This is a genomic window from Bacillus methanolicus PB1, assembly GCF_000262755.1.
Classification (GTDB): Bacteria; Bacillota; Bacilli; order Bacillales; family Cytobacillaceae; genus Bacillus_Z; species Bacillus_Z methanolicus.
Window position 1 is genome coordinate 681,915 of sequence record NZ_AFEU01000003.1, and the last position, 24,523, is coordinate 706,437.

At 38.2% G+C, this 24,523-nt stretch carries 29 protein-coding genes and 1 pseudogene; 1 reads left to right on the top strand and 29 read right to left on the bottom strand.

Features of this window, described 5'->3' with window-relative positions; translation table 11 throughout:
* Positions 1-5: 5 nt before the first annotated feature.
* The 12 genes from PB1_RS13075 to PB1_RS13130 form a co-directional block, all read right to left on the bottom strand.
* On the bottom strand, positions 6-845 hold the full coding sequence (locus tag PB1_RS13075; RefSeq protein ID WP_004437368.1) for a heptaprenyl diphosphate synthase component 1: 840 nt from the start codon (positions 843-845) through the stop codon (positions 6-8).
* 194 nt (positions 846-1,039) lie between these two features.
* On the bottom strand, positions 1,040-1,294 hold the full coding sequence (mtrB, locus tag PB1_RS13080; protein WP_162139928.1) for a trp RNA-binding attenuation protein MtrB: 255 nt from the start codon (positions 1,292-1,294) through the stop codon (positions 1,040-1,042).
* A 44-nt stretch (positions 1,295-1,338) separates the two neighbouring features.
* Positions 1,339-1,905 carry a GTP cyclohydrolase I FolE gene (gene folE, locus PB1_RS13085; RefSeq protein ID WP_004437373.1) on the bottom strand — a complete coding sequence of 189 codons (567 nt, stop codon included), beginning with the start codon at positions 1,903-1,905 and terminating at the stop codon, positions 1,339-1,341.
* 281 nt (positions 1,906-2,186) lie between these two features.
* Positions 2,187-2,459 carry an HU family DNA-binding protein gene (locus PB1_RS13090; RefSeq protein ID WP_004437377.1) on the bottom strand — a complete coding sequence of 91 codons (273 nt, stop codon included), beginning with the start codon at positions 2,457-2,459 and terminating at the stop codon, positions 2,187-2,189.
* A gap of 338 nt (positions 2,460-2,797) precedes the next feature.
* Entirely contained in the window at positions 2,798-4,276 is a 1,479-nt protein-coding gene (gene spoIVA, locus PB1_RS13095; protein ID WP_004437380.1) for a stage IV sporulation protein A, read from the bottom strand.
* Between the two features lie 250 nt (positions 4,277-4,526).
* The gene (locus PB1_RS13100; RefSeq protein WP_004437383.1) at positions 4,527-5,237 is read right to left on the bottom strand and encodes a hypothetical protein; all 711 of its coding nucleotides are present in this window, start codon (positions 5,235-5,237) and stop codon (positions 4,527-4,529) included.
* A 26-nt stretch (positions 5,238-5,263) separates the two neighbouring features.
* Positions 5,264-5,464, bottom strand: coding sequence for a DUF2768 domain-containing protein (locus tag PB1_RS13105; RefSeq protein ID WP_004437384.1), 201 nt, complete (start codon positions 5,462-5,464; stop codon positions 5,264-5,266).
* Between the two features lie 255 nt (positions 5,465-5,719).
* On the bottom strand, positions 5,720-6,766 hold the full coding sequence (locus tag PB1_RS13110; protein ID WP_004437389.1) for an NAD(P)H-dependent glycerol-3-phosphate dehydrogenase: 1,047 nt from the start codon (positions 6,764-6,766) through the stop codon (positions 5,720-5,722).
* A 20-nt stretch (positions 6,767-6,786) separates the two neighbouring features.
* A complete protein-coding gene (gene der, locus PB1_RS13115; RefSeq protein WP_004437392.1) occupies positions 6,787-8,097 on the bottom strand; it encodes a ribosome biogenesis GTPase Der in 1,311 nt (436 codons plus the stop codon).
* Positions 8,098-8,259: 162 nt separating this feature from the next.
* Positions 8,260-8,445: a capping complex subunit for YIEGIA gene (locus tag PB1_RS13120; protein WP_034645356.1), complete on the bottom strand. Its 186-nt coding sequence runs from the start codon at positions 8,443-8,445 to the stop codon at positions 8,260-8,262.
* Positions 8,446-8,447: 2 nt separating this feature from the next.
* On the bottom strand, positions 8,448-9,338 hold the full coding sequence (locus tag PB1_RS13125) for a YIEGIA family protein (protein ID WP_004437397.1): 891 nt from the start codon (positions 9,336-9,338) through the stop codon (positions 8,448-8,450).
* Entirely contained in the window at positions 9,335-9,943 is a 609-nt protein-coding gene (locus PB1_RS13130; RefSeq protein ID WP_004437400.1) for a YphA family membrane protein, read from the bottom strand. Before PB1_RS13130 ends, PB1_RS13125 begins: the two co-directional genes overlap by 4 nt.
* 107 nt (positions 9,944-10,050) lie before the next feature.
* Here PB1_RS13130 and PB1_RS17160 point away from each other — a divergent pair, with 107 nt between their 5' ends.
* Entirely contained in the window at positions 10,051-10,194 is a 144-nt protein-coding gene (locus tag PB1_RS17160; RefSeq protein WP_004437404.1) for a YpzI family protein, read from the top strand.
* 263 nt (positions 10,195-10,457) lie between these two features.
* Here PB1_RS17160 and rpsA read toward each other — a convergent pair whose 3' ends face one another.
* The 17 genes and pseudogenes from rpsA to PB1_RS13210 form a co-directional block, all read right to left on the bottom strand.
* Complete coding sequence (rpsA, locus tag PB1_RS13135; RefSeq protein WP_004437410.1) at positions 10,458-11,597, bottom strand: 30S ribosomal protein S1; 1,140 nt, start codon at positions 11,595-11,597, stop codon at positions 10,458-10,460.
* 155 nt (positions 11,598-11,752) lie between these two features.
* Entirely contained in the window at positions 11,753-12,334 is a 582-nt protein-coding gene (locus tag PB1_RS13140; protein WP_004437413.1) for a lysophospholipid acyltransferase family protein, read from the bottom strand.
* On the bottom strand, positions 12,331-13,011 hold the full coding sequence (gene cmk, locus PB1_RS13145) for a (d)CMP kinase (RefSeq protein WP_004437416.1): 681 nt from the start codon (positions 13,009-13,011) through the stop codon (positions 12,331-12,333). The genes PB1_RS13140 and cmk overlap by 4 nt, the downstream gene beginning before the upstream one ends.
* 112 nt (positions 13,012-13,123) lie before the next feature.
* The gene (locus PB1_RS13150) at positions 13,124-13,303 is read right to left on the bottom strand and encodes a YpfB family protein (protein WP_004437420.1); all 180 of its coding nucleotides are present in this window, start codon (positions 13,301-13,303) and stop codon (positions 13,124-13,126) included.
* Positions 13,304-13,364: 61 nt separating this feature from the next.
* Positions 13,365-14,027 (bottom strand): flagellar brake protein, encoded by a 663-nt coding sequence (locus tag PB1_RS13155; protein ID WP_004437422.1) that lies wholly within the window; start codon positions 14,025-14,027, stop codon positions 13,365-13,367.
* Positions 14,028-14,250: 223 nt separating this feature from the next.
* Entirely contained in the window at positions 14,251-15,600 is a 1,350-nt protein-coding gene (gene ypeB, locus PB1_RS13160) for a germination protein YpeB (protein WP_004437425.1), read from the bottom strand.
* A 12-nt stretch (positions 15,601-15,612) separates the two neighbouring features.
* Entirely contained in the window at positions 15,613-16,449 is an 837-nt protein-coding gene (gene sleB / locus PB1_RS13165) for a spore cortex-lytic enzyme (RefSeq protein WP_004437428.1), read from the bottom strand.
* 63 nt (positions 16,450-16,512) lie between these two features.
* Positions 16,513-17,235 (bottom strand): glutamic-type intramembrane protease PrsW, encoded by a 723-nt coding sequence (prsW, locus tag PB1_RS13170; protein ID WP_004437430.1) that lies wholly within the window; start codon positions 17,233-17,235, stop codon positions 16,513-16,515.
* Between the two features lie 216 nt (positions 17,236-17,451).
* Complete coding sequence (locus PB1_RS13175; RefSeq protein ID WP_004437432.1) at positions 17,452-18,414, bottom strand: asparaginase; 963 nt, start codon at positions 18,412-18,414, stop codon at positions 17,452-17,454.
* Between the two features lie 4 nt (positions 18,415-18,418).
* The gene (locus PB1_RS13180; RefSeq protein ID WP_004437437.1) at positions 18,419-19,396 is read right to left on the bottom strand and encodes a YpdA family putative bacillithiol disulfide reductase; all 978 of its coding nucleotides are present in this window, start codon (positions 19,394-19,396) and stop codon (positions 18,419-18,421) included.
* Positions 19,397-19,539: 143 nt separating this feature from the next.
* Positions 19,540-20,817: a Glu/Leu/Phe/Val family dehydrogenase gene (locus PB1_RS13185; protein ID WP_004437441.1), complete on the bottom strand. Its 1,278-nt coding sequence runs from the start codon at positions 20,815-20,817 to the stop codon at positions 19,540-19,542.
* A gap of 334 nt (positions 20,818-21,151) precedes the next feature.
* On the bottom strand, positions 21,152-21,739 hold the full coding sequence (locus PB1_RS13190) for a genetic competence negative regulator (protein WP_004437444.1): 588 nt from the start codon (positions 21,737-21,739) through the stop codon (positions 21,152-21,154).
* A gap of 153 nt (positions 21,740-21,892) precedes the next feature.
* Positions 21,893-22,033, bottom strand: a pseudogene (locus tag PB1_RS18215) (metallophosphoesterase); the annotation flags it as partial.
* A 72-nt stretch (positions 22,034-22,105) separates the two neighbouring features.
* Complete coding sequence (locus tag PB1_RS13195) at positions 22,106-22,504, bottom strand: hypothetical protein (RefSeq protein WP_004437446.1); 399 nt, start codon at positions 22,502-22,504, stop codon at positions 22,106-22,108.
* 195 nt (positions 22,505-22,699) lie between these two features.
* On the bottom strand, positions 22,700-23,158 hold the full coding sequence (locus PB1_RS13200; protein WP_004437447.1) for a YpbF family protein: 459 nt from the start codon (positions 23,156-23,158) through the stop codon (positions 22,700-22,702).
* Positions 23,159-23,272: 114 nt separating this feature from the next.
* Positions 23,273-23,917 carry a LysM peptidoglycan-binding domain-containing protein gene (locus tag PB1_RS13205; RefSeq protein ID WP_004437449.1) on the bottom strand — a complete coding sequence of 215 codons (645 nt, stop codon included), beginning with the start codon at positions 23,915-23,917 and terminating at the stop codon, positions 23,273-23,275.
* Complete coding sequence (locus PB1_RS13210; protein WP_004437453.1) at positions 23,910-24,515, bottom strand: CPBP family intramembrane glutamic endopeptidase; 606 nt, start codon at positions 24,513-24,515, stop codon at positions 23,910-23,912. The genes PB1_RS13205 and PB1_RS13210 overlap by 8 nt, the downstream gene beginning before the upstream one ends.
* Positions 24,516-24,523: the final 8 nt, after the last annotated feature.

Sequence of the window (24,523 nt, forward strand, 5' to 3'; positions counted from 1 at the left end):
TATTCTTACCCTTCTTCCACAAAAGTTTTCGCCAGCGTATGATGCTGGTTCAAAATAAATAATGTTCTTTCCTTCAAAAGTTCATTCAGGAAAGGTAATTTTTTAATTCCTTTTTCAATTAAATGCTTCGCAAATTCAATGTAACGATCACAAATCAGCAATAAGAACCGCTGCTGCTCATTGGATAATTCTGACAAATACTGATCATTTTTTGGAAATACAAGTTTTTTTAATCCCTCAAATAATATAGATGCCTCTGCATGTAAAAATTTCTTTTTCTCATTGATAAGACGTTTTAAAAATAACAGGTTTGAGGCATATTCATCCCAGACATCCGCTTGAAAATACTCTGTCAGTTTTTCAAACAAAGAGGACTCAATCATCTTTATACTGTTCATTAATTTATCAATACCGTCAGAATCCTTTTGGTAGACGGAAATTTTGTGCTCGTTTACATCCTTTATCCCTGCTGCCAATGTCCTGATTACACCAATACTGTTTATTTCTGATAAATGCTTGTAATATAGACCGCTGTAATAATCACCAGCTAAAACAGTAAGCTGGCGATTTTTCAAGCTGTGATAAGTATCTTCCTTGTTTTTGTTTTCCGTTACATGTTCATGGGTATCAAGGGCAATTTGAATAAGCATCGTTGTTAAGACATAACTTTCCATCTCATCATTTGATATATTCAAATGTTCCATAAGGGAAACAAGCAAGAGCAGCTTATCTTCATCGACCGTGGGAGCTTGAATATATTTCAGCAAATATGGATGTGAGACGTTTTGCATAATCTGCTCTTTAATTTTTGTCAGTTTTATTTGTATGTCTTGCAATTCAATCACCCTTGCTTCCCAATTTATGTATATCCATATAAAGACAGTTCGCAATTTATTGAAATAGATAAGCATTTACCCAATCATCATACATTAAAAGCAGAGACAATTATACCATAAAAAAAATTGTGTTTGTGGTTTCAGAAAATAAAAAACTTTCGAAATTGTTAATTATGTTTAACATTAATTATTAAAATCAGATATTAATTCCCGCTTTCAATTTCCCCGTTGGAAGTCATAATTTTTGCGCGCCCTCTGATTTTGATTGCTGAAGTATGCTCAGTAAATTGGGCGATCATTACTTCACCTTTGTCTAACTTCTCTGAATGATGGAATCTCGTGTCAGTTCCTCTTGTTAAGCCGATCACGTTTACACCGTCATCCAATGCCTTTATAACAACAAATTCCCCGTTTTGAAAGCTGCTCTTCTTTTCTATTTTCTTCACCCCTACAATCATTGTCGAAAATGATAAAGCTATTAGAGCTTATATTATTTATGAAATTAATTCTTGATTAAAGAGAGCACTTCAGCCCTTGCACGTGCATCGTTTTGTAAAATTCCGCGCACAGCAGAAGTGACCGTTTTCGATCCCGGTTTTTTTACTCCCCTCATTGTCATGCACATATGTTCCGCTTCTACAACTATCATTACTCCATGAGGGTCAAGCTTTTCCATTATTGTGTCGGCAATCGTCGAAGTAATCCGCTCCTGCAGCTGCGGCCTTCTGGCAACTGCTTCAACAGCTCTCGCAAGTTTGCTCAGACCGGTTACTTTCCCATTTCTTGGAATATAAGCAACGTGTGCATGTCCGAAGAATGGAACAAGATGATGTTCACACATGGAATAGAAAGGAATATCTTTAACAAGCACTAATTCTTCATGTTCTTCTCCAAAAACTGTTTCAAAATATTCTTTTGGATCTTTATTTAAACCGGCAAACACCTCCTCGTACATTTTTGCTACACGTTTTGGAGTATCAAGCAAACCTTCACGATTCGGGTCTTCTCCGATAGCTTCTAATATTAAACGCACCGCTTCTTCAATTTGGGCACGATTGAAGTTCGACATCACATATCCTCCTACTTTTAATTCAATACAATAATTTGCAAGCGAACCCAGCTTTAATTCTACTGCTCCGCTTTTAATTTTGTCATTACCATCTATATTAGCATAACCATTTCAGTACAAGCAAAATAGAAGATTTATTAGTAGCTTAACCTATTGCGCGAGCCGCCCATTTTAGCCCTGGGAAGAACTAGGCGATTCTAAGCAAGAGTAGATTAAAAATACAAAAGGCCACGGAATTCCGCAGCCTTTTGCTAAGCATAGTTTTAAGCACTTGTATGTAATTATTTGACGGCATCTTTAAGCGCTTTACCTGGTTTGAAAGCAGGTACTTTGCTGGCAGCAATTTCGATTTCTTCTCCGGTTTGAGGATTCCGGCCTTTACGGGCAGCGCGCTCACGTACTTCAAAGTTTCCGAAACCGATTAATTGTACTTTATCACCATTCTTTAAAGCATCTAAGATTGCATCAAAAACAGCATCAACTGCTTTAGTAGCGTCCTTTTTAGATAACTCAGCAGCTTCTGCAACTGCATTAATTAGTTCTGTCTTATTCATGCCTTTCACCTCCTCCCAAAAAATCAAGGTAAATTCAGTAAAAGTAAGTCTCTTACCTACATTTCTAAACAAAATTACCGAATTCTATACATTGTGGAATATATTTGTTTAACTTAGCCCTTATATTAAATGATTACGAGCCAGTTTTCAATCAATTTTTGGCAAAAACCCTTTAATCATAAGGGTTAGAGCCCCCCACAACATGAATTCTGTTAAAAGATTATCATATTCATTTGCGCATATCAAGAAATATTCATGAAATAATGGTAATGTTTTCTTTTTCGAAACATTTTTGTAAAGACCGATAACAAAAAAGACTCCCTAGAGGAGTCTTATTCCTATAATATGATGGCTATTAGTCCGCCTGAGCCTTCGTTTATGATTCTCTCGAGAGTTTCCTTTAATTTGTATCGGGCATTCTCAGGCATTAACGAAAGTTTTGCCTGAATTCCTTCTCTGACGATTGAGTTCAAACTTCGGCCGAAAATATCTGAATTCCAGATGGACAGCGGGTCTTCCTCAAAATCTTGCATTAAATAACGGACCAATTCTTCGCTTTGCTTTTCCGATCCAATGATCGGTGCAAATTCAGATTCTACATCGACCTTAATCATATGAATGGATGGAGCTACAGCTTTCAGGCGAACACCGAACCGTGGTCCTTGGCGGATGATTTGCGGCTCATCAAGGCTCATATCTGTTATGGACGGAGCGGCAATTCCATAGCCGGTTTGTTTTACCATTTTTAAAGCATCAGAGATTTGGTCATACTCCGCTTTTGCATAGGCAAAATCCTGCATAAGTTCGAGCAAATGATCTTTTCCTCGGATTTCAACCCCGACGATTTCTTTTAAGATTTCATCATATAAATCATCCGGGGCGAATAAATCAATTTCAGCAACTCCCTGCCCCATTTCTATTCCGGCAAGGCTTGCACGGTCAATGAATTCAAAGTCGCTGAACTGATGTACAACCCGGTCCACATCTCTTAATCTCTTAATATCTTTAACCGTTTCCTTGACAGCTTCTTGATAGTTTTGACGCAACCAATGGTTTTCACGCAAGACCATTACCCAGCTGGGAAGATTCACATTCACTTCTAGCACAGGGAATTCGTATAAAGCTTCGCGAAGAACATTTAAGACATCACTTTCACGCATGCTTTCTACACTCATTGCCAGTACAGGTATATCGTATTTTTCAATTAATTGGCTGCGGAGTGCTTCTGTGTTTCGATGGTAAGGCTGGGCACTGTTTATGACAATGATAAACGGTTTGCCTACCTCTTTCAGTTCTTCAATTACCCTCTCTTCCGCTTCAATATAATTTTCTCGCGGAATTTCGCCAATTGTGCCGTCCGTTGTAATAACGACACCGATCGTCGAATGCTCCTGTATCACTTTTCTTGTTCCAATTTCTGCTGCTTCATGGAATGGAATCGGCTCTTCATACCATGGAGTCGTAATCATGCGCGGCCCGTTTTCATCTTCATACCCTTTCGCTCCGGGTACTGTATAGCCGACGCAGTCAACAAGACGGATATTTACATCCAAACCTTCATCAACATGAACGGTTGCGGCCTGGTTTGGAACGAATTTTGGTTCTGTTGTCATAATGGTTTTACCGGCTGCGCTTTGCGGAAGTTCATCCTGTGTCCGGGCACGGTCTGCTTCATTGCTTATATTTGGTAAAACTACAAGTTCCATGAATTTTTTTATAAAAGTAGATTTACCTGTTCTAACTGCGCCTACAACACCTAAATAAATATCGCCGCCTGTCCGCTCGGCAATATCTTTAAAAATATCTACCTTTTCCAAGTGATCTCCCCTCCCGAATGAGTTAGTGGGATAATATTATCCATCTTTGCTAATTTTTTGACATTATATGTTTATGATGTTGTCCTATTATGATATGCCTGTTTTCTAAAATTTTTTGCCTCCTTATCAGAAACTCTTATCAATTTTACATAAATCGATTATTTTCTTTCGTTAATTTCAAATGATTTAAAGATTTAAAAAGAGAAAAACCCTTCTCCTTACATTATATTTTGCAGAAGAAGGGTTATGACTATTTCACCAAAAAGATTGGTTCATTTGTTTTTGGATCAATTGTATAAGGCAGCGAATATGCCGGCACAAAAACGGAATTCTTCACTAATAATTCCCGAATATCATCACCCGGTTTATAAGAATGTTTTGTCGATTGCAGCATTTTATATAAGTCACTCCGATAATCAACAATTACTTCGGCATTTCCGGTTACAATGAAAGGCAAATTTTGATTTGAATATGGACTTGTAGCAACCGGTTCTTCCTTATAGCCCAGTTTCTTGAAATCAATAGAATACACATTTTCTGCTAATTTTTCTTTATATGGAGGATACCCCGATGCTTTAATCCGCAAATTTATTTCTCTAATAGTTTCTGCGATTCTTAGATCGAATATTTTCACCGTTGGATTTGTTTCGACATCCACAAGGACATATTGAAAAACCCCCCCGCTTTCATAGCTGTTGCCCGGAGGTTCTGCTATATATTTCGACACAATTTTTTGGAAATCAATCGGATATTTTTGATAAATTGGTGTTGATGAATCTCTTGTTTTTATTGGCAATATTCCGCCATTATCTTTCTGAAAGCGATCAACGGCACTTTGTACGGATTGCACTTGATCATCATACGGCACTTGATTTTCAGCAAGCTTTTCTTTCGGATACATGCAGCCTGAGAGTATCGCAGAAAAAATGACTATCAAGGAACAAAGCATACCTTTTTTCACAAAACATCAATCCTTTAATATATGTATTATTCACTGGCAGGCCCGCTGAACACGATTAAAAAAATAATGATTCCCGAAAGTATCAATAAAACATACGCAATCAGTGCAGTTATGAATCGAAACACGCCTTTTAATTTATACCGGCTGAAATAAATAAAGATAATAGATAAAACCATAAAACCCATTGCACCAAAGGAAATCCACATTTTCATTAAAGCAGGTGACATATTAACCACTCCTTTACAGGTATGTATTATATCATAGGTGTAAAACCAAAAAACAACATCATTCATTTAGAGACAAAAAAATGACTGAAATAAAGGGAGGGGCAGCACCTTTATTTCAGCCTATTTCGACTAAAATACCCAAATACCCAGTTCAATTTACCAGTTTGCTTCGTTGCATAGTATGCGAATTGCAATACAATCGCATCCTCTAATGCCTATATATTAAGAAATAATATTTTGTCTAAGTCCGCGTTGTTATTCTTTTAAGTCAAGAACATTTACCAAATCTTCCATTTCGTGCGTTTTTACCCTGGCCATTAACGTATCTACTGCATCTTTTGGGTTCACACCATTAAATAAAACATTAAATAAAGCGTCGGAAATCGGCATTTTGACGCTGTATTTTCTTGCAAGCTGATGGGCCGCCTTAGTAGTGGGAACCCCCTCAACAACCATTCCCATATTATTTAATACCTCTTCAAGATTCTTCCCTTTCCCGAGAAGGTTCCCGGCTCGCCAATTTCGGGAATGAACACTTGTACATGTAACAATTAAATCGCCAATTCCGGCCAGGCCTGAAAATGTTAACGGATTGGCACCCATTTTTGTACCGAGCCGGGCTATTTCTGCAAGGCCTCTTGTGATCAAAGCAGCCTTTGCATTATCGCCATAGCCGATTCCGTCTGAAATTCCGGCTGCGAGTGCAATAATATTCTTAAGTGCTCCTCCTATCTCAACGCCGATCATGTCCGGATTTGTATATACCCGGAAATTTTGATTCATAAATAAATCTTGAATTTTTTCTGCAGCATTCATATTTTTAGAAGAAACAGTTACAGTCGTAGGATGCCGGAGGCTTACTTCTTCAGCATGGCTCGGCCCGGAAAGAACAACAACATCTTTTAAATGAGTGTCAGGCATTTCCTCTTCAATCATTTCTGATATGCGAAGCAATGTATCCGGCTCAATTCCTTTGCTGACGTGGACAATTGTTAACGGTGTTTCTTGAATATCCCTTAGTTTCCCGAGAACTTCCCTGATCGCTTTTGTTGGTACGGCTAAAATCATCACTTCAATATCTTTCAAAACTTCTTTGAGAGAAGAAAATCCGATAATAGATTCCGGCAAGTATATGCCAGGCAAATATTTTTGATTTGTATGCTCCCGATTGATTTCTTCTATTTGAGAATGCTTATGTCCCCAAATCCTGACTTCGTGACCGTTATCGGCAAGTACCATCGCTAGAGCTGTTCCCCAGCTTCCTGCTCCGATCACAGCTACTTTTTCTCTTTGCCGTTCCATTTCATACCACAACCTTTACCTTATTTTCTTTCTCTCGCATAAATTTTGATTGGTGTACCTTCAAAACCAAATGCATCCCTGATTCGATTCTCGAGAAATCTCTCATAAGAAAAATGCATCAGCTCCGGATCATTAACAAAAACGACAAATGTCGGAGGCTTTACAGCTACTTGAGTAGTATAATAGATTTTCAGCCTTCTGCCTTTGTCTGTCGGCGTTGGATTCATGGCCACCGCATCCATGATGACATCGTTCAGTACGCTAGTTTCAACGCGGAGTGCATGATTTTCACTTGCCATATTAATCATTGGCAATAATGTGTGCAGTCTTTTTTTTGTTTTAGCTGATAAGAAGACGATCGGAGCATAATCCAAAAACTGAAAATGATCGCGAATATTTTTTTCAAACTCATTCATCGTTTTTTCATCTTTCTCAACTGCATCCCACTTATTAACGACAATAACAACTGCCCGGCCTGCTTCGTGTGCATATCCTGCAATCCGCTTATCCTGTTCAATAATCCCTTCTTCCCCATTCAATACAACAAGAACAACGTCTGATCGTTCAATTGCTCTTAATGCTCTTAAAACACTGTATTTTTCAGTTGTTTCATAAACCTTCCCTTTTTTGCGCATTCCAGCTGTATCAATTATGACGTATTTCTGTCCGTTATACGTGTAATGGGAATCAATTGCATCTCTTGTTGTACCGGCAATATCACTTACGATTACGCGTTCTTCCCCCAGTAAAGCATTTACAAGTGAAGATTTGCCCACATTTGGCCGGCCAATTAAACTAAACTTAATAACATCCTCTTCATAATCCTCATCGTGCCTGCTCGGAAAGTGTTTTGCTACTTCATCGAGTAAATCTCCCAATCCAAGTCCATGGGTGCCGGAAATTGGAATCGGTTCGCCAAAACCAAGAGAATAAAAATCATAAATTTGATCGCGCATTTCAGGATTATCGACTTTATTTACGGCAAGAACAACAGGCTTTTTCGATTTATACAGGATTTTCGCAACTTCTTCGTCTGCCGCGGTAACCCCTTCCCGTCCGTTTGTGATAAAAATGATGACATCTGCTTCATCAATTGCAATTTCAGCTTGTTGGCGGATTTGTTCAAGAAAAGGCTCATCTCCGATATCAATGCCACCCGTATCGATGATATTGAAATCGTGTGTTAACCATTCAGCTGAACTATAAATCCGGTCACGGGTTACACCCGGTATATCTTCGACTATCGATATCCGCTCGCCGGCAATACGGTTAAAAATTGTTGATTTTCCTACATTAGGACGGCCAACAATGGCTACAACTGGTTTCGCCATGCATTTCATCCTTTCATATATAAATTAAAATGTTTGTTTCATTTGATTTTTTTCTTAATAAACATAAGAAAGAACCCTTCAGATGCTAGAAGGGTCTAACTTCATAAGTTTAACAAAGAGATTGATAACAAGCAATGGAAACTTAAAACTATGGAATATTTGTCAATGTTTTACAATAATGAAAAGTTCTTCTGTAACTGCATGGGCAATGCCGTCTAAGATTGCTTCTAAATTCGTACATACTTGTTCCATTTCTTTTTTTGATTCACAATGGAAAACAGCCGCTCCGCTTGGAACTTTATTTGGATCTGTTGTCACAACTGCAAGAATAAATTTTTCGAGCATCATGCCTAACCCCTGCCTTCCTTAGCTTTATATCTCTCTGTCGGCATTCTGATTGCATTTTCGAGGGTTGGAACTAATCCGATGATCTTTAAAGCTTTTTCCACATTCTTTTCCTGCGGCAATATGAAAATCCCAACCCTTCCGTCATTCAAGTCTCTTTTTGCCAGCGGAACAAGTGCAGGCGTGCCGGAATCGCGGTATACACCAAGCGCATTTGAGACGTCATGAAGTATCGCCTGACGCTGTCCGAGGTTGGCAATTGTAGACCGGGCATTGAAGTTTTTAGGCTTTAAAATAAATCCCATACCATAGCGGAGGACCTCTTCCCGGCGTTCAGGCAAACCGATATTCATAATATAAATGTTATCCACATACAATCCTGCCCCTTCAAACTTTGGTTCAACATAGTCAATATCGACAATGTCTTTTAGCTGTCCCCCGGCCATCAAATACTTTGATATGATGAATGCAACAGCTGCTGCTGCAATTCCCGCCCAAATATTTAAAAAAATATATGCAAACGTACTTATGAGAGATGTAAAAATGACAAGATAATTTCTGCTTTCAAACGCGATCGCAATCCCCTCAATATATGTCTTTCCCCTCGGGACAAGTTCATAGCTGTCAAGTTCGGTCAATGTATTTCTTTCCATATTGCGTACTTCCCGAAACTGAGATGCAGCAAGCGTCAAAAACGTTATTGCTGTATACTCTTCTTCTAGCATGGCAGGTACTGCTACCGTTCCCAGCCCTGCAGCAATAAATCCCAATGCAATATGAATAATTTTGCCATGCAAGTAAGTCGGATATTGCCGGTAATCAGTCCTCAGCAAGTAGATTCTTGTCAGTGTCCCGACGATCACTCCAAATATAATAGGCAGTGTATATTCATTCATGATGATTTATGTTTCTCCTTTTCAAAATGGTTAAAATAAGTGTTAAAATAAGCTGCCGTAAATTTGAGGCCGCTCCACAATAGCAGAATGGCAACTGCCAATGTTGCAAGATCAAGAAATTCCAGTGACCCGATCGGGTAAATTAATCCATTTTGACGCAAGACAAATGCATAAAGCAGTTCTCCTTGTACAATGCCCGCCAGCATTGTATACATTCTCATCCGAACATCAGACTGAAGCACAATAGTTAAATATATTAAAATAAAAGCGAGCAGCCAATCACGATTTATAATTACCCATACCGGATCGTATAACTCAAACATAAGGAAACTGACATAAGCAAGCATTATAATAAAAGAAGATATAAAAAAATAAAGAATTGTCCCGTTTCTCAGTCTTGAAATATCCATCATGATTGAGAAAAAAATGAAAACAACTGCTGCGTAAACTTGAAAGTGAAAGACAGAAAAGTGAATAGGAGACAAGATTATGATGACAAGCAGCCTTTTTGATACGGTATAACGATATTTATTTTTATTATCCAATAAAAAAGTGGCCGCCACCCATATAAGCCAGCAAAACCAATAAAAGAAAGCCCCATCCAATTATACTACCTCCTATCATTACCATTATGACAAAATATTATGTACCTTAAACTTTCCGGGTATAAACTTTCCTGTGTGAATTATGTTAAAGGATAGGAGGTGGTATGGTGGGTAAAGACCGGCAGGAAAAACGTCTTAGAAAAAGCGGCAGAGTGGAATCGGACCGTGACCAGGCTCTACACTATCCAGGTGCATCAAAATTGCAAAGCCCAGAAGAAGCGCGATCTTTAAACGACGGGAAATATAGCTAAATATAATGATAGCAAAAAAGAGCTGCCGCTAATTAGCGGAGCTCTTTAATTCCTGTATTGGCTGTATTTTTTTGTATTAATTCCCCGTTCAGAAAGCCAGTGATGGGTTGCCCCCGATATGACAATCCTTCCAAGGAAATATCCGGCAAGCTTTGGTGGACAAATTAAATATCATCAAAACCGGAAAGCCGCTTCTGACCTGTTTTTAGTGCGTATTTTATATGATCCCATTTCCTTTTTGGTCTTGACAAGTTAAATCACCATTAGTTTTTGAGATTTTTTAATTTATCACCGATTACTTCACCAAGCTGAAATCCTTTTGATTCTTCAGGAAGTTCGTAATCAGCCGGTGCTGCCTGTTCTCTTTCCTGCAGCTCTTTGATACTTAATGAAAGCCGTTGCTGCTCTTCATTCACATCAAGCACTTTCACTTGTACCGTTTGACCCTCTTTTAAAACTTCATGTGGTGTTCCAATATGTTTATGAGAAATTTGCGAAATGTGTACAAGTCCTTCCACACCCGGAAATACTTCTACGAAAGCACCATAAGAAATAAGGCGCTTTACTGTACCTTCAAGTATACTTCCTTTAGGTGCCTTTTCTGAGATATTTGTCCATGGACCAGGAAGAGTTTCTTTGATTGAAAGGGATATACGGTCTTTATCGCGATCTACGCTTAGTACTTTCACATTTACTTTCTGGCCTTCTTCAACAACATCAGATGGTTTTTCAACATGCTGATGGGATAATTGCGAAATATGAACGAGGCCGTCAATACCGCCGATATCTACAAATGCTCCAAAATCTGTTATCCTTTGAATTGTTCCTTCCAATACTTGACCAGGCTGTAAAGATTCCAGCAGGCTTTGTTTTTGTCTGATTTTTTCTTCTTCGACTACTGCGCGGTGTGAAAGAATTAAACGATTTTTTTCTTTATCAAGCTCTACAATTTTGAAAGTTAGTGTTTTTCCTTTATAATCAGAAAAGTCCTCAACAAAGTGGTCTTCAACTAGAGAGGCGGGTACAAATCCGCGTACTCCCAAGTCTACGACAAGACCGCCTTTTACAACATCCTTAATTTCAGCTTCGAAAATTTCTCCGCTTTCAAATTTTTTCTCAAGGTCATCCCATGCTTTTTCCGCATCAATCTTCCTTTTTGAAAGAATTAATGCTTCTTCTTCTACTTTTATTACTTCAAGTTCAAGTTCATCTAAGTCGGAAACAACATCTTCCGCTTTTTCAACGTGAAGGCTTGAAAGCTCACTGATTGGAATGATGCCATCAAGCTTGCTGTTTTCAACGCTGACAAGGACATGTTTTTCTTCTACTTTTATTACTTTTCCTTTTACCTTGACTCCTACTTGAAAAATTGTTGCTTCTACTTGATTCATATCTTCTGACATATGTAACTCCTCCTTAATCCAGTCACTGCTCAAATGAATATAAGCAATGTGATGGAATCACCACATTTTAAAAACAAGATTGAGTTCAAAGAATTTTTCTAAAACCTCTTCTTACTAACTTCTTACAAATAGTTTTTTTTGTCAAGCATGAATACTTACTTATGCTCATTTATCAGTTTGCGGATTTCTTCCATAATTAATTCAGTGGCTTGTTCCGCCGTTGCTTTATTTTCACGCAGATTTTTAAAATCAATCGGCTTTCCGTAAATTACTTTTAATCTCTTAAAAGGTTTATATGGACCGATAATTGCACAAGGAACAACATGGGCATCCGACCGGAGAGCAAAGAAACCTGCCCCTGCCAGGCCTTGGCCTAATTCGCCTGTCTTGCTTCTTGATCCCTCAGGAAAAAGTCCTAAAACTTTTCGTTCTTTTAAGATTGACAGACCTTTTCGCAAGGCTTCGCGATCGCTCATTCCCCTTTTAACAGGAAATGCGTTTAAATTTCCCACGATTCTCCCTAACACCGGAACAGAAAAAAGCTCGGCTTTTGCCATAAAATGCACCGGTCGAGGAGCGGTTATTCCGACAACTGGAGGATCCAGATTATCGAGATGATTCGCGCAAAGAAGCACTCCTCCATCTTTGGGAAAATGCTCTATGCCAATTACTTGAATTCGGTAGATAGGCTTTAAAATCCAAGATACAATCGCTTTTGCAAAACTGTAAAACGTCAAATTGACCCGATCCTTTCTTCTACCAATGCCATGATTTTGTCCACCACTTGTTCAATCGATAGGGAAGTTGTATCAATCTCGAAAGCATCATCTGCTTTTCTTAGAGGAGCCACTTCCCGTTCTGAATCAATTTTATCACGTTTAGCAATTTCTTCTTTTAATTTCTCCAAATTTGAAGAAAATCCTTTTTGAAGATTTTCCTGATGGCGCCTTTGGGCCCTTTCCTCTACGCTTGCTAAAAGAAAAATTTTCACCTCAGCATGTGGAAGTACATGCGTTCCAATGTCGCGCCCGTCCATGACTACTCCTCCACCGGAAGCCAGCTTCTGCTGCCTTTTCACCATTTCTTCACGCACTTTTCTATGTTTTGCAACGATAGAGACGGAGTTTGTCACCTCGCTTGTCCGAATTTCATCAGTAACATTTTCTCCATCAAGAAAAACTAGCTGCCCTTTTTCCTCCTGAACTAATTCAATCGTTGTGTCAAGCAGCAAATCCATCAACTCTGCTTCATTCTGGATATCCACCTTTTGCTGAATCGCTTTATAAGTTAATGCACGATACATTGCACCGGTATCGATATATAAATATGACAGCTTTTCTGCCACAATTTTGGCAACTGTACTTTTTCCTGCAGCCGCAGGCCCGTCAATAGCAATTGAAATCCTTTTGTCCATACTTCCTCCTACACTCAAGATGTTTCACTTTATTTTACCACAATTAATCGAAATACTTGACCAAGAACATTGTTTTTAAAAATATAAAAAAGCAGGTGATACCTGCCTGTTTTTACTGTCCCTGAAACGTTTCAAGTATTTGTGTAAAATTGTTTTCACTGACGCCTTCATATTGTGTTATTTGCTTTAATTCTGGAAAAATATTTAGTTTATGAAAAAACAGCTGTACTAAAAGCAAACAGATTAATTGAATAACAATTACTTTCATAAGAATCCTTTCAAACGTCTTCATTAATCCGCTCCTATCGATAATACTTATTCTTATTATGGGAGCGATAAGATTTATTTATTCATTAACCAATTAATCCTTTTTTCTTTATATCCAACTGCCTTTCAAAACAAAAACGAATCAGGAGCTGCCGATCCTGTCCGGTGATTTCCGTGAATTGCAAAGAAATTTTTTTTCTATCTTCACTTACATCTGCAATACGGACAATACGGCTCCTAAAAGTCTTATAATGGTATTCTCCGCTCTGAAACGGAAGAACAAAAGTCGCCTCTACAATCATGCCTTCCCTTAACAATTCGCTTTTTCCTGTCAAAATTGCTGCAGCCCCTCCGGCACTAATATCTTCAGTGAGGGCAGTAAACGGCTGAAATTCCCCGTTCAACGGATAAACAGCGACATCTACAGGAGTTTCTACCCGCACATACTGGCGGCGCTGTATCTTTATCAAATATTCGTTGCCAGGGTAGGATAATATTAGCATTGGTATATTTTGCTTAACCTTCCCCTTAATTTCAGATTCAAACAAATATACGGAACCGTCATCTCCGACGAATGTGACTTTTAATTGTGTTCCGTCAAGCAAAAAAACGGGCCGTTTTGTGATCGTATTAACCGGATAATCAATGTATAAATCGCTGCCTATCAAATCTGCAATTTTGCATTTATATGTTTCGATAACGTTCGAATACTTTGGTTCAAGCATTAAAGTATCGCCAATTTTTAACACGATGCGTCACTCTTCCTCTGTATAATAATAAAAATCTTTAACGAGTTAAACCATTGAGGGCCAGACCCGCACCGCGTTAACGCGTTAAACCATTGAGGGTCTGGCCCCCTTAAATGGATTGTTCTTTTTCATTATAATCAGAAAGCTTGGCTTAAATAAAGAAAAAAATTATTAAAATCAAAGACCCAAAAGGATGTGAATGATCCTTTTGGGCCGCTTTCTTTTAAACAACATCTTCATAGATTGGTTCGGAATTCTTTAATTTTTCCACTTTCTCCTCAACACCGCTCTCCGAGTTAATGAAAATTCGGTACGTGTCATCACCTAAAGTCCCGAGAAATTCATAACAGAGAACTTCCTGGTTCAAGTCATTCATAATGACAGCCTTACCTTCTTCCATTATTTTAACGTTCGGATTGATCTTTGTTCTCGCATTTGCAATAGATTGTGCAGGAGTTGGAAGTTTCCTTGTATGATGCGATTTTAAATAATCCTCTGCCGAAAAACCAATGACTTTTCCATTATCAAGCGCAATCTTCATTTTAATGCTGTCTGGATAGATTCTAACATCATCCTGTTTTGCGACAAATGTAAATACACCAACATTGTCATATTGGGCGCTTTCAAAAAGATCCATATTCTTAAACTCATTTTCTTTTAAGAAATTAATCGCTCGATTGCTTGCCTCATTTAAGCTTATTTTCTGTTTATTAACATCCCTTGATAAAATAAACCAAATTGGATATCCGCCTTTTTTCGTAATGTCCATGCTGGCTTCAATATTATTTTTCCGATCTTGTATCGTTACACTGTAAAATCCATATCCAGAGCCTTTTCCGTTCTCTGAGACTTTTACATTTACATCATTTCCAAGAGAAGCATATTTCTTTGCAATTTTCACCGCTTCATTTTTTGAGATATTTTTTCCTTCAAGATACTTATAGTTCTCGTCCCTTTTTTGCAAATTGACGAAAGCGGGACCAAAATCCGTTTCTGAATACCCTTCAACAGTTTTTTCAACTGTTTTAAAGCCATCGATAATCGTATTGTCAGCTGCTTCCTTTCCCGTAGCAAGCGCCAATTCAACGTCCATCCAGCGAAGGTTATTTTTAAGCACAAGATGCTGTACTTTCCGCAGTTCATTTTGAATGTCTGCCGATTGTTTATATAGATTTTGAAGTGTTTTATACTCTTTATCTGATAACGGTTCCTTTTCCAAATCTCTTACAGCAGTTCTGTAACTAAAATCGCCAATCTTGGCGAGAAACTCTTCTGTTTTATTAAAAGGCAGAAGCGTCAGCGGTAATTGGCCGACATTGCTGTGAGCAGCAGATGTAATTCTCCAGACTTCAGCAAGAGCCGGAGAAAGTGATTTTTTTGAGTTCATAGCCAATGTCGTTCCAATTTCATCATGCAAAAGGTCTAATTGATATGTCAAATCATGAAAGGCTCGCTGATAATTGTTTTCAGCATTTAAGAGAATGGCATTTTTCTCCCGATGCTCCTGATATCCCCAGTAGGCTGTACCTGCTATTCCTACCACTAAGACACCTATTAATATTCCTCTAAGCAAAGTTCATCACCCCTATTTACAGAAAATATGTTTTCCGATCTGTTTTATTTGAGGCCGCGACCAAATCCATGCACTAGTAGCTGTATCAGGATTAAAATAATAGAGGGCATTGCCGGTCGGATCCCAGCCATTAATTGCATCTAGAACTGCTCTCCTTGCCGTTTCATTAGGCGTCAGCCAGATTTGCCCGTCGGCTACAGCCGTAAATGCACCAGGTTCAAAAATGATCCCTGAAATTGTATTCGGAAACGAAGGGGATTCCAAACGATTTAAAATAACTGCTGCAACTGCAACTTGTCCAACATATGGTTCACCTCTTGCTTCACCGTAAACGGCATTGGCCATTAATTGAATATCATTTGATGAAAAACCATTTGGCGTGTTTGTTGCAGTTACTCTTTGCGCCCTCGCGGCATCCCCGCCTCTCCGGTTCGCCTGTCTGCCCCCGGAAGGCTTTTTTTGTTTTTCGAGCGATACTCCTCCATAATGGGAAAATTTATTGCCTTTTTTGATTTGCTCCTTTACAAATTGCTCATTATACCTCGATGCTTTGATGAGTTTTTGTTTCGTTGCCGTCCCTGCCAAGCCGTCTATCGGGAGGCCAAACTCATATTGAAAATTTCTTAGAGCCCAATACGTGCTCCACCCGAATACCCCGTCTATTTTTCCGTTATAAAAACCTAAATATTGAAGACGGGCTTGTAATTCGATTACATCATCTCCGACAGCGCCATGCTGGATAACCTGGTTTGAGAAGGCGTCCGCATGATTGTTTCCTTCTAAAGGAAACAGAAGTACACAAGCGGAGAAAATAGCAAACAGCCTCATTGCCAGTAGCTTTTTATTCATTGTTTGTTACCCCCAGATGTAATTCATATTGCATTAACCATATATTTTGTAGCTACTGGATTTTTATTCAATATAAAGAAAAAACTCTTCATTTTTCATAAATGAAGAGTTTTTTTGTACTTTTATTTGTGCTTCAAAATGTTTTGTACTTAATGCATGAGCATTTTTCACTTTTCGCAAGCCTAGCCACCACAAGAAAATCATAAAAGGAAACATTAATACCAGCCAGTCTTTTTGAGAAATCAAAATATAGTCATAAATTCCATGCAAAATAAGAGGGAGTCCGAGTGACAATAAAATCCATTTAGACTTCGAATTTCCCGAGAATTTTCCTTTGCCAATGTAATATCCCATTATGACCCCGAACAAAGCATGGCTTGATACAGGCAAAAGCGCTCTTCCAAGAGCATGTTGAAGTCCATTTGATACAAGGTATAAGATGTTTTCTGCGGTGGCAAAACCAAGAGAAACAGATGCACCGTATACAATCCCGTCATATGGCTCGTCAAAAGCGACATGCTGATATACTGTGAAAAACAAGATGAACCATTTAAAAAATTCTTCAAGCAAACTTGTTGAAAGAAAAGCTTCTATTATTCCTGATTGTATAAGATGTTCCGTATCCAATACATACTGGATAAATGAAATTGGAAACACAAGTATAGCCCCAAATATAAAAGTTTTGAAAACCATAGAAAGGGGTTCAGTTTCGTATTCGTCTTTTAAATAGAAATAGCTTAACAATGCCAAACCGGGAGCAAACCCGGCAGATAATATTCCCAGCATTAGCTGTCACTCATTTCAATCCGTTTCCTTAATCGTACCATGTTATAAGCCGAAAGAAAATGCAATTTTCCATTATCGGAAAAGAAGAATTTAACGCTTTAACGCACTGCGGGCCTGACCCTCAAAGCATTAACGCTTTAACGCACTGCGGGCCTGACCCTCAATGCATTAACGCTTTAACGCGGTGCGGGCCTGACCCTCTATAAAGATCGCGTGCTAGATTCGAAATCCTTTTTCGATGTCCTCTCCCGCTGACATTAACACTGCAAGTTTGATTCTTGCTTTTTTAGAGTCATAATCCTTACCAAGGACGGCTCCGCGCAGTTTTAGATCATATGCACTGCCCCTATAGTCGTATGAAGTATGAACCTGCCCTTCTTCAGCACTCGTCGTAACTACAACTTTCACACCTTTTTTAATAGCATAATCAATATCATCTACCATCAATGGAGAAACCTGTCCTCTTCCGACCCCTTCAAGAACAATCCCTTGCACCCCGCAATCTACTGCATGGCGGATAAATTTCCCGTCTGCACCGGCATAACATTTAATAATATCCACTTCAGGAAGCTTATCCCCGATTTCATAACAATCCCGAATCAGCGGCTTTTGATAGACACTGACGACATCATTATCAATGATGCCTAAATATCCGTATCCGAACGATTCGAAACCTTGAAGGTTTGAGGCATGTACTTTCTTTGCATATTTGGCCGACCAAATTCGTTCATTAAAAACAATCACCGTTCCAACATTTTCTAAACTTTCGTCAACTGCAACATAGATCGAATTGCGAAGATTTGAATAGACATCTGTTCCTAAATCGTCCGGAGAACGTTGTGAACCGGTAACGACAACCCGTCGGCTGTCAGTTACCGTTAAATCCAAAAAGTAAGCCGTTTCTTCCAACGAATCTGTACCATGAGTAACAACAACCCCGCACACAGTTTTATCTTTAAAAACTTCTTCAATTTTCTTTTTCAAGACAATGAGTTTATCAAACCCGATATGCATGCTCGGAAGCTGAAAAACACTGTGTATTTCAATTTCAATATCAGAGGGCAAACGACACAGACTGGCTAGTTCTTCACCTGACAATTCACCGGACGACAGCAGCCCGCTCTCCGTTTTTTTGCTTGCAATCGTCCCTCCAGTCGAAAGCAACGCAACTTTTTTCATATGTTCATCTTCCCTCTTTTTCTCGATTCAAAATAGCTTTTGCAATTTGTCCACCATGAAACCTTCCATTTTCGATAAAAATTTCATTTGCATCGTTCCCGGCCGCAATGACTCCTGCAATAAAAATACCTTTTATATTCGTCTCCATTGTCTCTAAATCATATACAGGCCTGCCAGTTTCTCCGTCAATCTCAACGCCGATTGCCCTTAAAAACCCATGATCCGGATGATAGCCGGTCATAGCAAAGACAAAATCATTTTTAATTTCATATTCCTTGCCATCTTTTTCATACACAACCGTTTGTTCAGTAATTTGTTTTACATGAGCCCGGAACTCCATTTTGATGATTTCCTTTCGAACGAGTGAGTCAAATTCAGGCAATATCCATGGTTTAATGCTCGGAGAATAGCTTTCTCCACGGTAAAGGACAGTTACTCTAGCACCTGCCTTAACGAGTTCAAGAGCGGCATCAACACTTGAATTTTTCCCGCCAATGACAACAACATCCTGATCGAAATACGGATGCGCCTCTTTGAAATAATGGGATACCTTTGGCAAATCTTCACCCGGAACATTTATGTAGTTTGGGTGATCATAATAACCGGTTGCAATAATAACATAAGGAACCGTATACATGCTCTTTTCTGATTGAACAATATACATGCCGTTGTCTTGTTTGGAAATTGAGGTAACCTTTTCAAAGGAATGAACCCTTAAATTTTTCCGTTTTACCACTTCCCGATAGTAGGCAAGTGCTTGAATTCGTTTAGGCTTATAGTTTTCTGTAATGAATGGAACATTGCCGATTTCAAGTTTTTCACTTGTGCTAAAAAAAGTTTGATGAGTTGGGTAATTGTAAATGGCATTTACGATGTTCCCTTTTTCAATAATAAGCGGATTTTTGCCGATTTCTTTTAGAGAAATGGCAGCAGCAAGCCCGCAAGGTCCTGCTCCAACAATAATTGCGTCTTCGTATTTCATCTATGTTCACTCCTTAACAAAAAATTCGAGCAAATGAACTTTTTAATTAAAAAAACTCCCATCAATTAATGATAGGAGATTCTCGTTCAAGTTTCAATGAAGAATCAAATTTATAAAAGAAACTTCTATTTTCTATTCAATTATTAAACCCAGCCTCTGAACCTGCTAGCTTCTGCCATCTTGCGAACACCGACCATATATGCTGCAAGGCGCATGTCAACTCTGCGTGTTTGAGCAGTTTCATATATATTATTAAAAGCTTTGACCATTACTTTTTCTAATTTTTCTTCGACTTCTTCTTCAGTCCAGTAATAGCCTTGATTATTTTGGACCCATTCGAAATAAGAAACCGTCACTCCGCCTGCAGAAGCGAGAACGTCAGGAACAAGCAAAATGCCCCGTTCTGTCAAAATTTGGGTTGCTTCTAACGTTGTCGGACCATTTGCTGCCTCAACCACGATACTAGCACGGATATTGTGTGCATTTTCTTCAGTAATTTGGTTCTCTATAGCGGCAGGTACTAAAATATCGCAATCCAATTCCAAAAGTTCTTTATTCGTAATTGTATTATTAAACAATTTTGTAACCGTTCCAAAACTGTCGCGGCGGTCAAGCAAATAATCAATATCAAGGCCGTTCGGATCATACAATGCCCCATAAGCATCAGAAATGCCGACTACTTTTGCACCGACATCATGCATAAATTTTGATAAGAAGCTTCCGGCATTGCCAAAGCCCTGTACAACGACGCGGGCACCAACAAGATTGATTCCTTTCTTCTTTGCTGCTTCACGGATACAAATTGTAACACCTTTTGCCGTTGCAGTTTCACGGCCGTGTGAGCCTCCAAGCACAAGCGGTTTACCCGTGATAAACCCCGGAGAATTAAACTCGTCAATCCGGCTGTACTCATCCATCATCCATGCCATAATTTGCGAATTTGTAAATACATCCGGTGCAGGAATGTCTTTCGTCGGCCCAACAATCTGGCTGATTGCCCGGACGTAACCTCGGCTTAACCGCTCCAATTCGCGGAACGACATGTTTCTTGGATCACAAACAATACCGCCTTTTCCTCCCCCGTAAGGCAAATCCACGATCCCGCACTTTAAGCTCATCCAAATCGAAAGTGCTTTAACTTCTTTCTCAGTTACATTTGGATGGAAGCGAATACCTCCTTTAGTTGGACCAACCGCATCATTATGCTGGGCCCGGTAGCCAGTAAAGACTTTTACAGAACCGTCATCCATACGAACCGGAATTTTAACTGTCATCATGCGTAAAGGTTCTTTAAGGAGCTCGTAAACTTCTTCGGGATAACCAAGCTTTTCCAAAGCCCTATGAATGACAGTTTGAGTTGACTTTAAGACGTCATGTTTGTCCTCCCTATTTATATTTTCAGTACCTTTCTCGGCTACCATTTGTAAACCTCCTAAAGATATCACTATTCACGGATGTTGTCCGCTTTCATGACATAGTATACACTTTTGGTTATTTTATGCAAGATAAAAATACAGCACTTATCCGCATTTTTTGATTACTTAATAAACTCGCTTTCAATCCCTTTGTTTAAGTAATTTACCGATAATTTTCTTATGTTCACACTTTATTGAAAAACGAGTAGTACGATTATTGAAAGTGCCGTTTACAGAAAAAATGAATTTCTTAATATATAGCTTTCCTTAAATTAAGTATTTTCTTACACAGAAAAGATGCAGGAGAAAATAAAAAAAGAGACGGCATTTCCCGTTCTCATCATTTCGAAAAAAAATGAACGAAGGTCTCTACCGCCTTATCCTTTATAATTTCTTTCCCATATTCTAAAAGCCGGTGAATGCTGATGATTGATGAAGAACCATATTCAGCTAATATGGAGATCGTTTTATTCAAATCTGCTGAAGAAATATTATTCATCAACAGAAAATAGCGACCATTCATCGAATATAAATTTCCGCCAAATATATTCATGGAAAAAAGACGGATCGCCAACTGAATAATTTCTTCAATATTTTCGAACTCAAATAAAACACCTTCATTACCATCGACAGCTGTCACTTGCATTTCAATGAATCCGTCTCCTAAAGATTCCTCTTCCTCATCCTGCTCCTCCATCGTAACAATCATAACCATTCCTTGTGCATGAAGAGAGAAAACCTCTACAGCTACTGAACCATGAATTTCAAAACCAAACTCGTTGCTTGCCTCTTCAAGCATATCGTGGAAAAGTTGTTGCCATTTCAAGGAATCTTTCCAAATATCTTCCTTTGTCAAACCTCGATCAGTTAAATCGTCAAAAGTAAGAAAGATTTTTATTTTATTATAAGTTAACCGTTCCAAGCGCATGATCATGCCCCCTGCCGTGAACAAAAGCTCTTGTTTTAGTTTATGAATAATTTGATTGTTGGTGAATTGTCTTCCTTAGCTCATACGCCCCTTGAGTCATGTTGTTTATCATGATTATATATTTATTGAAGTTTTGTGTAAACTTAATATGCTTTAACCATTTTTTAGTGAAATTAGATGCGTTTCAGATTTCGCCCTTAAACGCAGTGGCAGAAGAGTTGTTCCATAGCCGTTGCTTATTAAAACAGTTGTTTGTTTCAGTTTCTTTACTTTTCCTTTTTCATATGGACTAAATTTCTTTTATCATATAAAGAAGGGAAAAAAGCAAAAAAAAAGGATAATAAGAAACTCCATAGTGCCCCCAATTTACAATTTATTATTTTTAGCAAGTATGGTATTTTTATAATCTATGGAAATCATACCATATAGAAGAGAAAAACAAAAAAGGACAATCGTCTGCCAAATCCCATAACGTGTCATTATTAAAAAACTGAATATGACACTGTAATTAACTGCTATTTCATAAAAAGAAACATTCTTTCTGCGGATAAAAGCAAATGTTTTTTCGATTCCTTCCCGGAACAGATACCCATTTGCGATTAATCCGATAAGAAATGCTATGGCAGCCACTAAAAATTCAAGCGGATCCAAAACGAACTCAGAAAAAAAATCAGAAATAAGAAAAGGATATTGAATCGGCATCCAATTAATAAATAAATAGCCGCATATGAAACCCAGTCCTAATTGAATCAATTTCTTCAACATAAAGAATCCCTCCCATAACATTTGTATGAGGGGGATTTTTAGAATTTGCTCACTGTTTTAGTAGACAAATTCATTTTAAGGAGAGAATGTTAACAAGTTATGAATATGGGCGTCTTGCATTGCTCTTTCTTCGTAAGACCGGTGGATTTAATCTGGATAATAAATAAGAGAAAGCAGCAGTCAAGATGCATCCTCCTATTTATTCTCATGGTATAAGTTAATATCATATTTTTTTTTCATCATTTCAAATACTATATGGCGGTTTTTCCATTCATCTTCTTTTTTCCATAAATCTTTGCTTTTATCTATAATTTCACACCTTAATGCATGAAATTCTTTTTCTGCTTTCTCTCTTTTCTCCCTTAATAAATTCATCAATCCATAAATGCCGACGAAGATGACAAGGAAATAAAAATTTACAGATTTATTCACAAACGCAGAAAACATTGCTGCAAAAGAATAAGAATATGGCTGCATTACCGTGTAGTACAAATAGATAAAAAAGAAAAAACCAAGAGCGATCGTTAACCACATTACAAATAAATGCCTATTTTTATAGCTGTCAAATTTTCGTTTCCGTTTTACAACGCTCTCAAGCATTTCTTTCGTTGCTTGATCCGTCCGATCATCAAGCATCAAGATTGGCGGCTCCATTCATCCTCCCCCTTCACCTTTTTCTATATTAAAATTGTATGAACCTGTCCGGATAGATATGATTTTTAGAAAAAAAGGGCCAGCCCCCCCAACAGAGGAGCCGGACCCTCACCCTCATTTTTCCAGCGGAATTTCCAATACTTGCCCTGCTTGTATTTCGTTTCCTTGAATTCCATTCGCATCTCGAATGATATCAATTCCTGCTTTTGAATTATAGTATTTTATCGCAATCCGGAATAAAGTTTCATTTGGTTGAACAGTATGATAAATGATTGTCTTCGGTCCAGAATCTTTATTTCCTTCAAGCACCGCTGCTGCATTTTCAGCAGATGAAGAATGACTTTTTATTATGGAATCACTTAAAGCGATTTTCTTCTCTTCTTCATGATCTGCATTGTTAAGCGAGCTTTTCTTTGTTTCCTTTTCCGTATTTGGATTCAAAGGATCTTTTCTTATTTCTAATTCAATCGGTTCATATCCTTCAGCACCATTGCCAATTACTTCTTTCTTTCCTGAAAATTTTTGTCCTTCCAAATATGTATAAGCGCTATAAATCGTAATTGGCAATAGGATAAAAAACAAGACAAGGAGACGGATGACCGGATATTTCAGCTTCCATTTATTTTTCTTCTTTTTATTGCGGTGAATTTCACTGCGAGGCGGAAGTTTTCCCGATTTTTCTTCATTTTCAATTGGAACCCGCTCAATTCTTTGTCTCAGCTTTTCAGCTTGATCTCTGTAAGGATCTTCTCTATTCATGGAATATCCCTTCCTGTTCATTCTGTTTTTTCTTAACCATTATCCATACACCTAATAGAAAATCGATTAAGAAATGCATAAAGATTGTGACGAGTAAATTATCTGTCCATCCAAAAATGAAACCGATAAAAAAGCTTAGTATTGCAATATTCAAAAATAAAAACCAATTAAATAAATAACGGTAGTGAACGAGTGCGAAAATAACACTTGAAACAACGAGCCCAAAATGGGTTTGAATTATTCCGCGAAATAATAATTCTTCACTTATTGCAATACAAGCTGCAATCCAAGCAATATGCGGAACCGACTTTCCGGCGAAAATCCGTTCATTGAGCCCGCCATCATTATAATAGGAAGAAGGCAACAGCTTCATTAACAGCAAATCTATGAAAACAATCATCAGTCCGGCTGTGCCGCCGACTAATAAAATATTAAAATCAGCAAAATGAAATAAGTCGAAAAATGCAGAAAAGCTGTCAAACAATATCATACCTAAAATGACTGATATCGTTAATAGTAATATTTGCGTAGCATATAAATGAAAAATCAGTTCTTTCGTGTCAAGTCCGCTAATTAAATCTTTATACCTATTTTTCATATCATCCG

What these genes read in the sequence shown, in the direction of transcription:
- mtrB (WP_162139928.1), bottom strand. Translation starts at nt 1,294, where the DNA reads ATGATTGTAGGGGTGAAGAAAATAGAAAAGAAGAGCAGCTTTCAAAAC.
- folE (WP_004437373.1), bottom strand. Translation starts at nt 1,905, where the DNA reads ATGTCGAACTTCAATCGTGCCCAAATTGAAGAAGCGGTGCGTTTAATA.
- PB1_RS13090 (WP_004437377.1), bottom strand. Translation starts at nt 2,459, where the DNA reads ATGAATAAGACAGAACTAATTAATGCAGTTGCAGAAGCTGCTGAGTTA.
- PB1_RS13105 (WP_004437384.1), bottom strand. Translation starts at nt 5,464, where the DNA reads ATGTCACCTGCTTTAATGAAAATGTGGATTTCCTTTGGTGCAATGGGT.
- PB1_RS13110 (WP_004437389.1), bottom strand. Translation starts at nt 6,766, where the DNA reads ATGGAACGGCAAAGAGAAAAAGTAGCTGTGATCGGAGCAGGAAGCTGG.
- der (WP_004437392.1), bottom strand. Translation starts at nt 8,097, where the DNA reads ATGGCGAAACCAGTTGTAGCCATTGTTGGCCGTCCTAATGTAGGAAAA.
- PB1_RS13120 (WP_034645356.1), bottom strand. Translation starts at nt 8,445, where the DNA reads ATGATGCTCGAAAAATTTATTCTTGCAGTTGTGACAACAGATCCAAAT.
- PB1_RS13125 (WP_004437397.1), bottom strand. Translation starts at nt 9,338, where the DNA reads ATGAATGAATATACACTGCCTATTATATTTGGAGTGATCGTCGGGACA.
- rpsA (WP_004437410.1), bottom strand. Translation starts at nt 11,597, where the DNA reads ATGTCAGAAGATATGAATCAAGTAGAAGCAACAATTTTTCAAGTAGGA.
- cmk (WP_004437416.1), bottom strand. Translation starts at nt 13,011, where the DNA reads ATGGACAAAAGGATTTCAATTGCTATTGACGGGCCTGCGGCTGCAGGA.
- PB1_RS13150 (WP_004437420.1), bottom strand. Translation starts at nt 13,303, where the DNA reads ATGAAGACGTTTGAAAGGATTCTTATGAAAGTAATTGTTATTCAATTA.
- sleB (WP_004437428.1), bottom strand. Translation starts at nt 16,449, where the DNA reads ATGAATAAAAAGCTACTGGCAATGAGGCTGTTTGCTATTTTCTCCGCT.
- prsW (WP_004437430.1), bottom strand. Translation starts at nt 17,235, where the DNA reads ATGCTGGGAATATTATCTGCCGGGTTTGCTCCCGGTTTGGCATTGTTA.
- PB1_RS13175 (WP_004437432.1), bottom strand. Translation starts at nt 18,414, where the DNA reads ATGAAAAAAGTTGCGTTGCTTTCGACTGGAGGGACGATTGCAAGCAAA.
- PB1_RS13180 (WP_004437437.1), bottom strand. Translation starts at nt 19,396, where the DNA reads ATGAAATACGAAGACGCAATTATTGTTGGAGCAGGACCTTGCGGGCTT.
- PB1_RS13185 (WP_004437441.1), bottom strand. Translation starts at nt 20,817, where the DNA reads ATGGTAGCCGAGAAAGGTACTGAAAATATAAATAGGGAGGACAAACAT.
- PB1_RS13190 (WP_004437444.1), bottom strand. Translation starts at nt 21,739, where the DNA reads ATGCGCTTGGAACGGTTAACTTATAATAAAATAAAAATCTTTCTTACT.
- PB1_RS13195 (WP_004437446.1), bottom strand. Translation starts at nt 22,504, where the DNA reads ATGTTGAAGAAATTGATTCAATTAGGACTGGGTTTCATATGCGGCTAT.
- PB1_RS13200 (WP_004437447.1), bottom strand. Translation starts at nt 23,158, where the DNA reads ATGGAGCCGCCAATCTTGATGCTTGATGATCGGACGGATCAAGCAACG.
- PB1_RS13205 (WP_004437449.1), bottom strand. Translation starts at nt 23,917, where the DNA reads ATGAATAGAGAAGATCCTTACAGAGATCAAGCTGAAAAGCTGAGACAA.
- PB1_RS13210 (WP_004437453.1), bottom strand. Translation starts at nt 24,515, where the DNA reads ATGAAAAATAGGTATAAAGATTTAATTAGCGGACTTGACACGAAAGAA.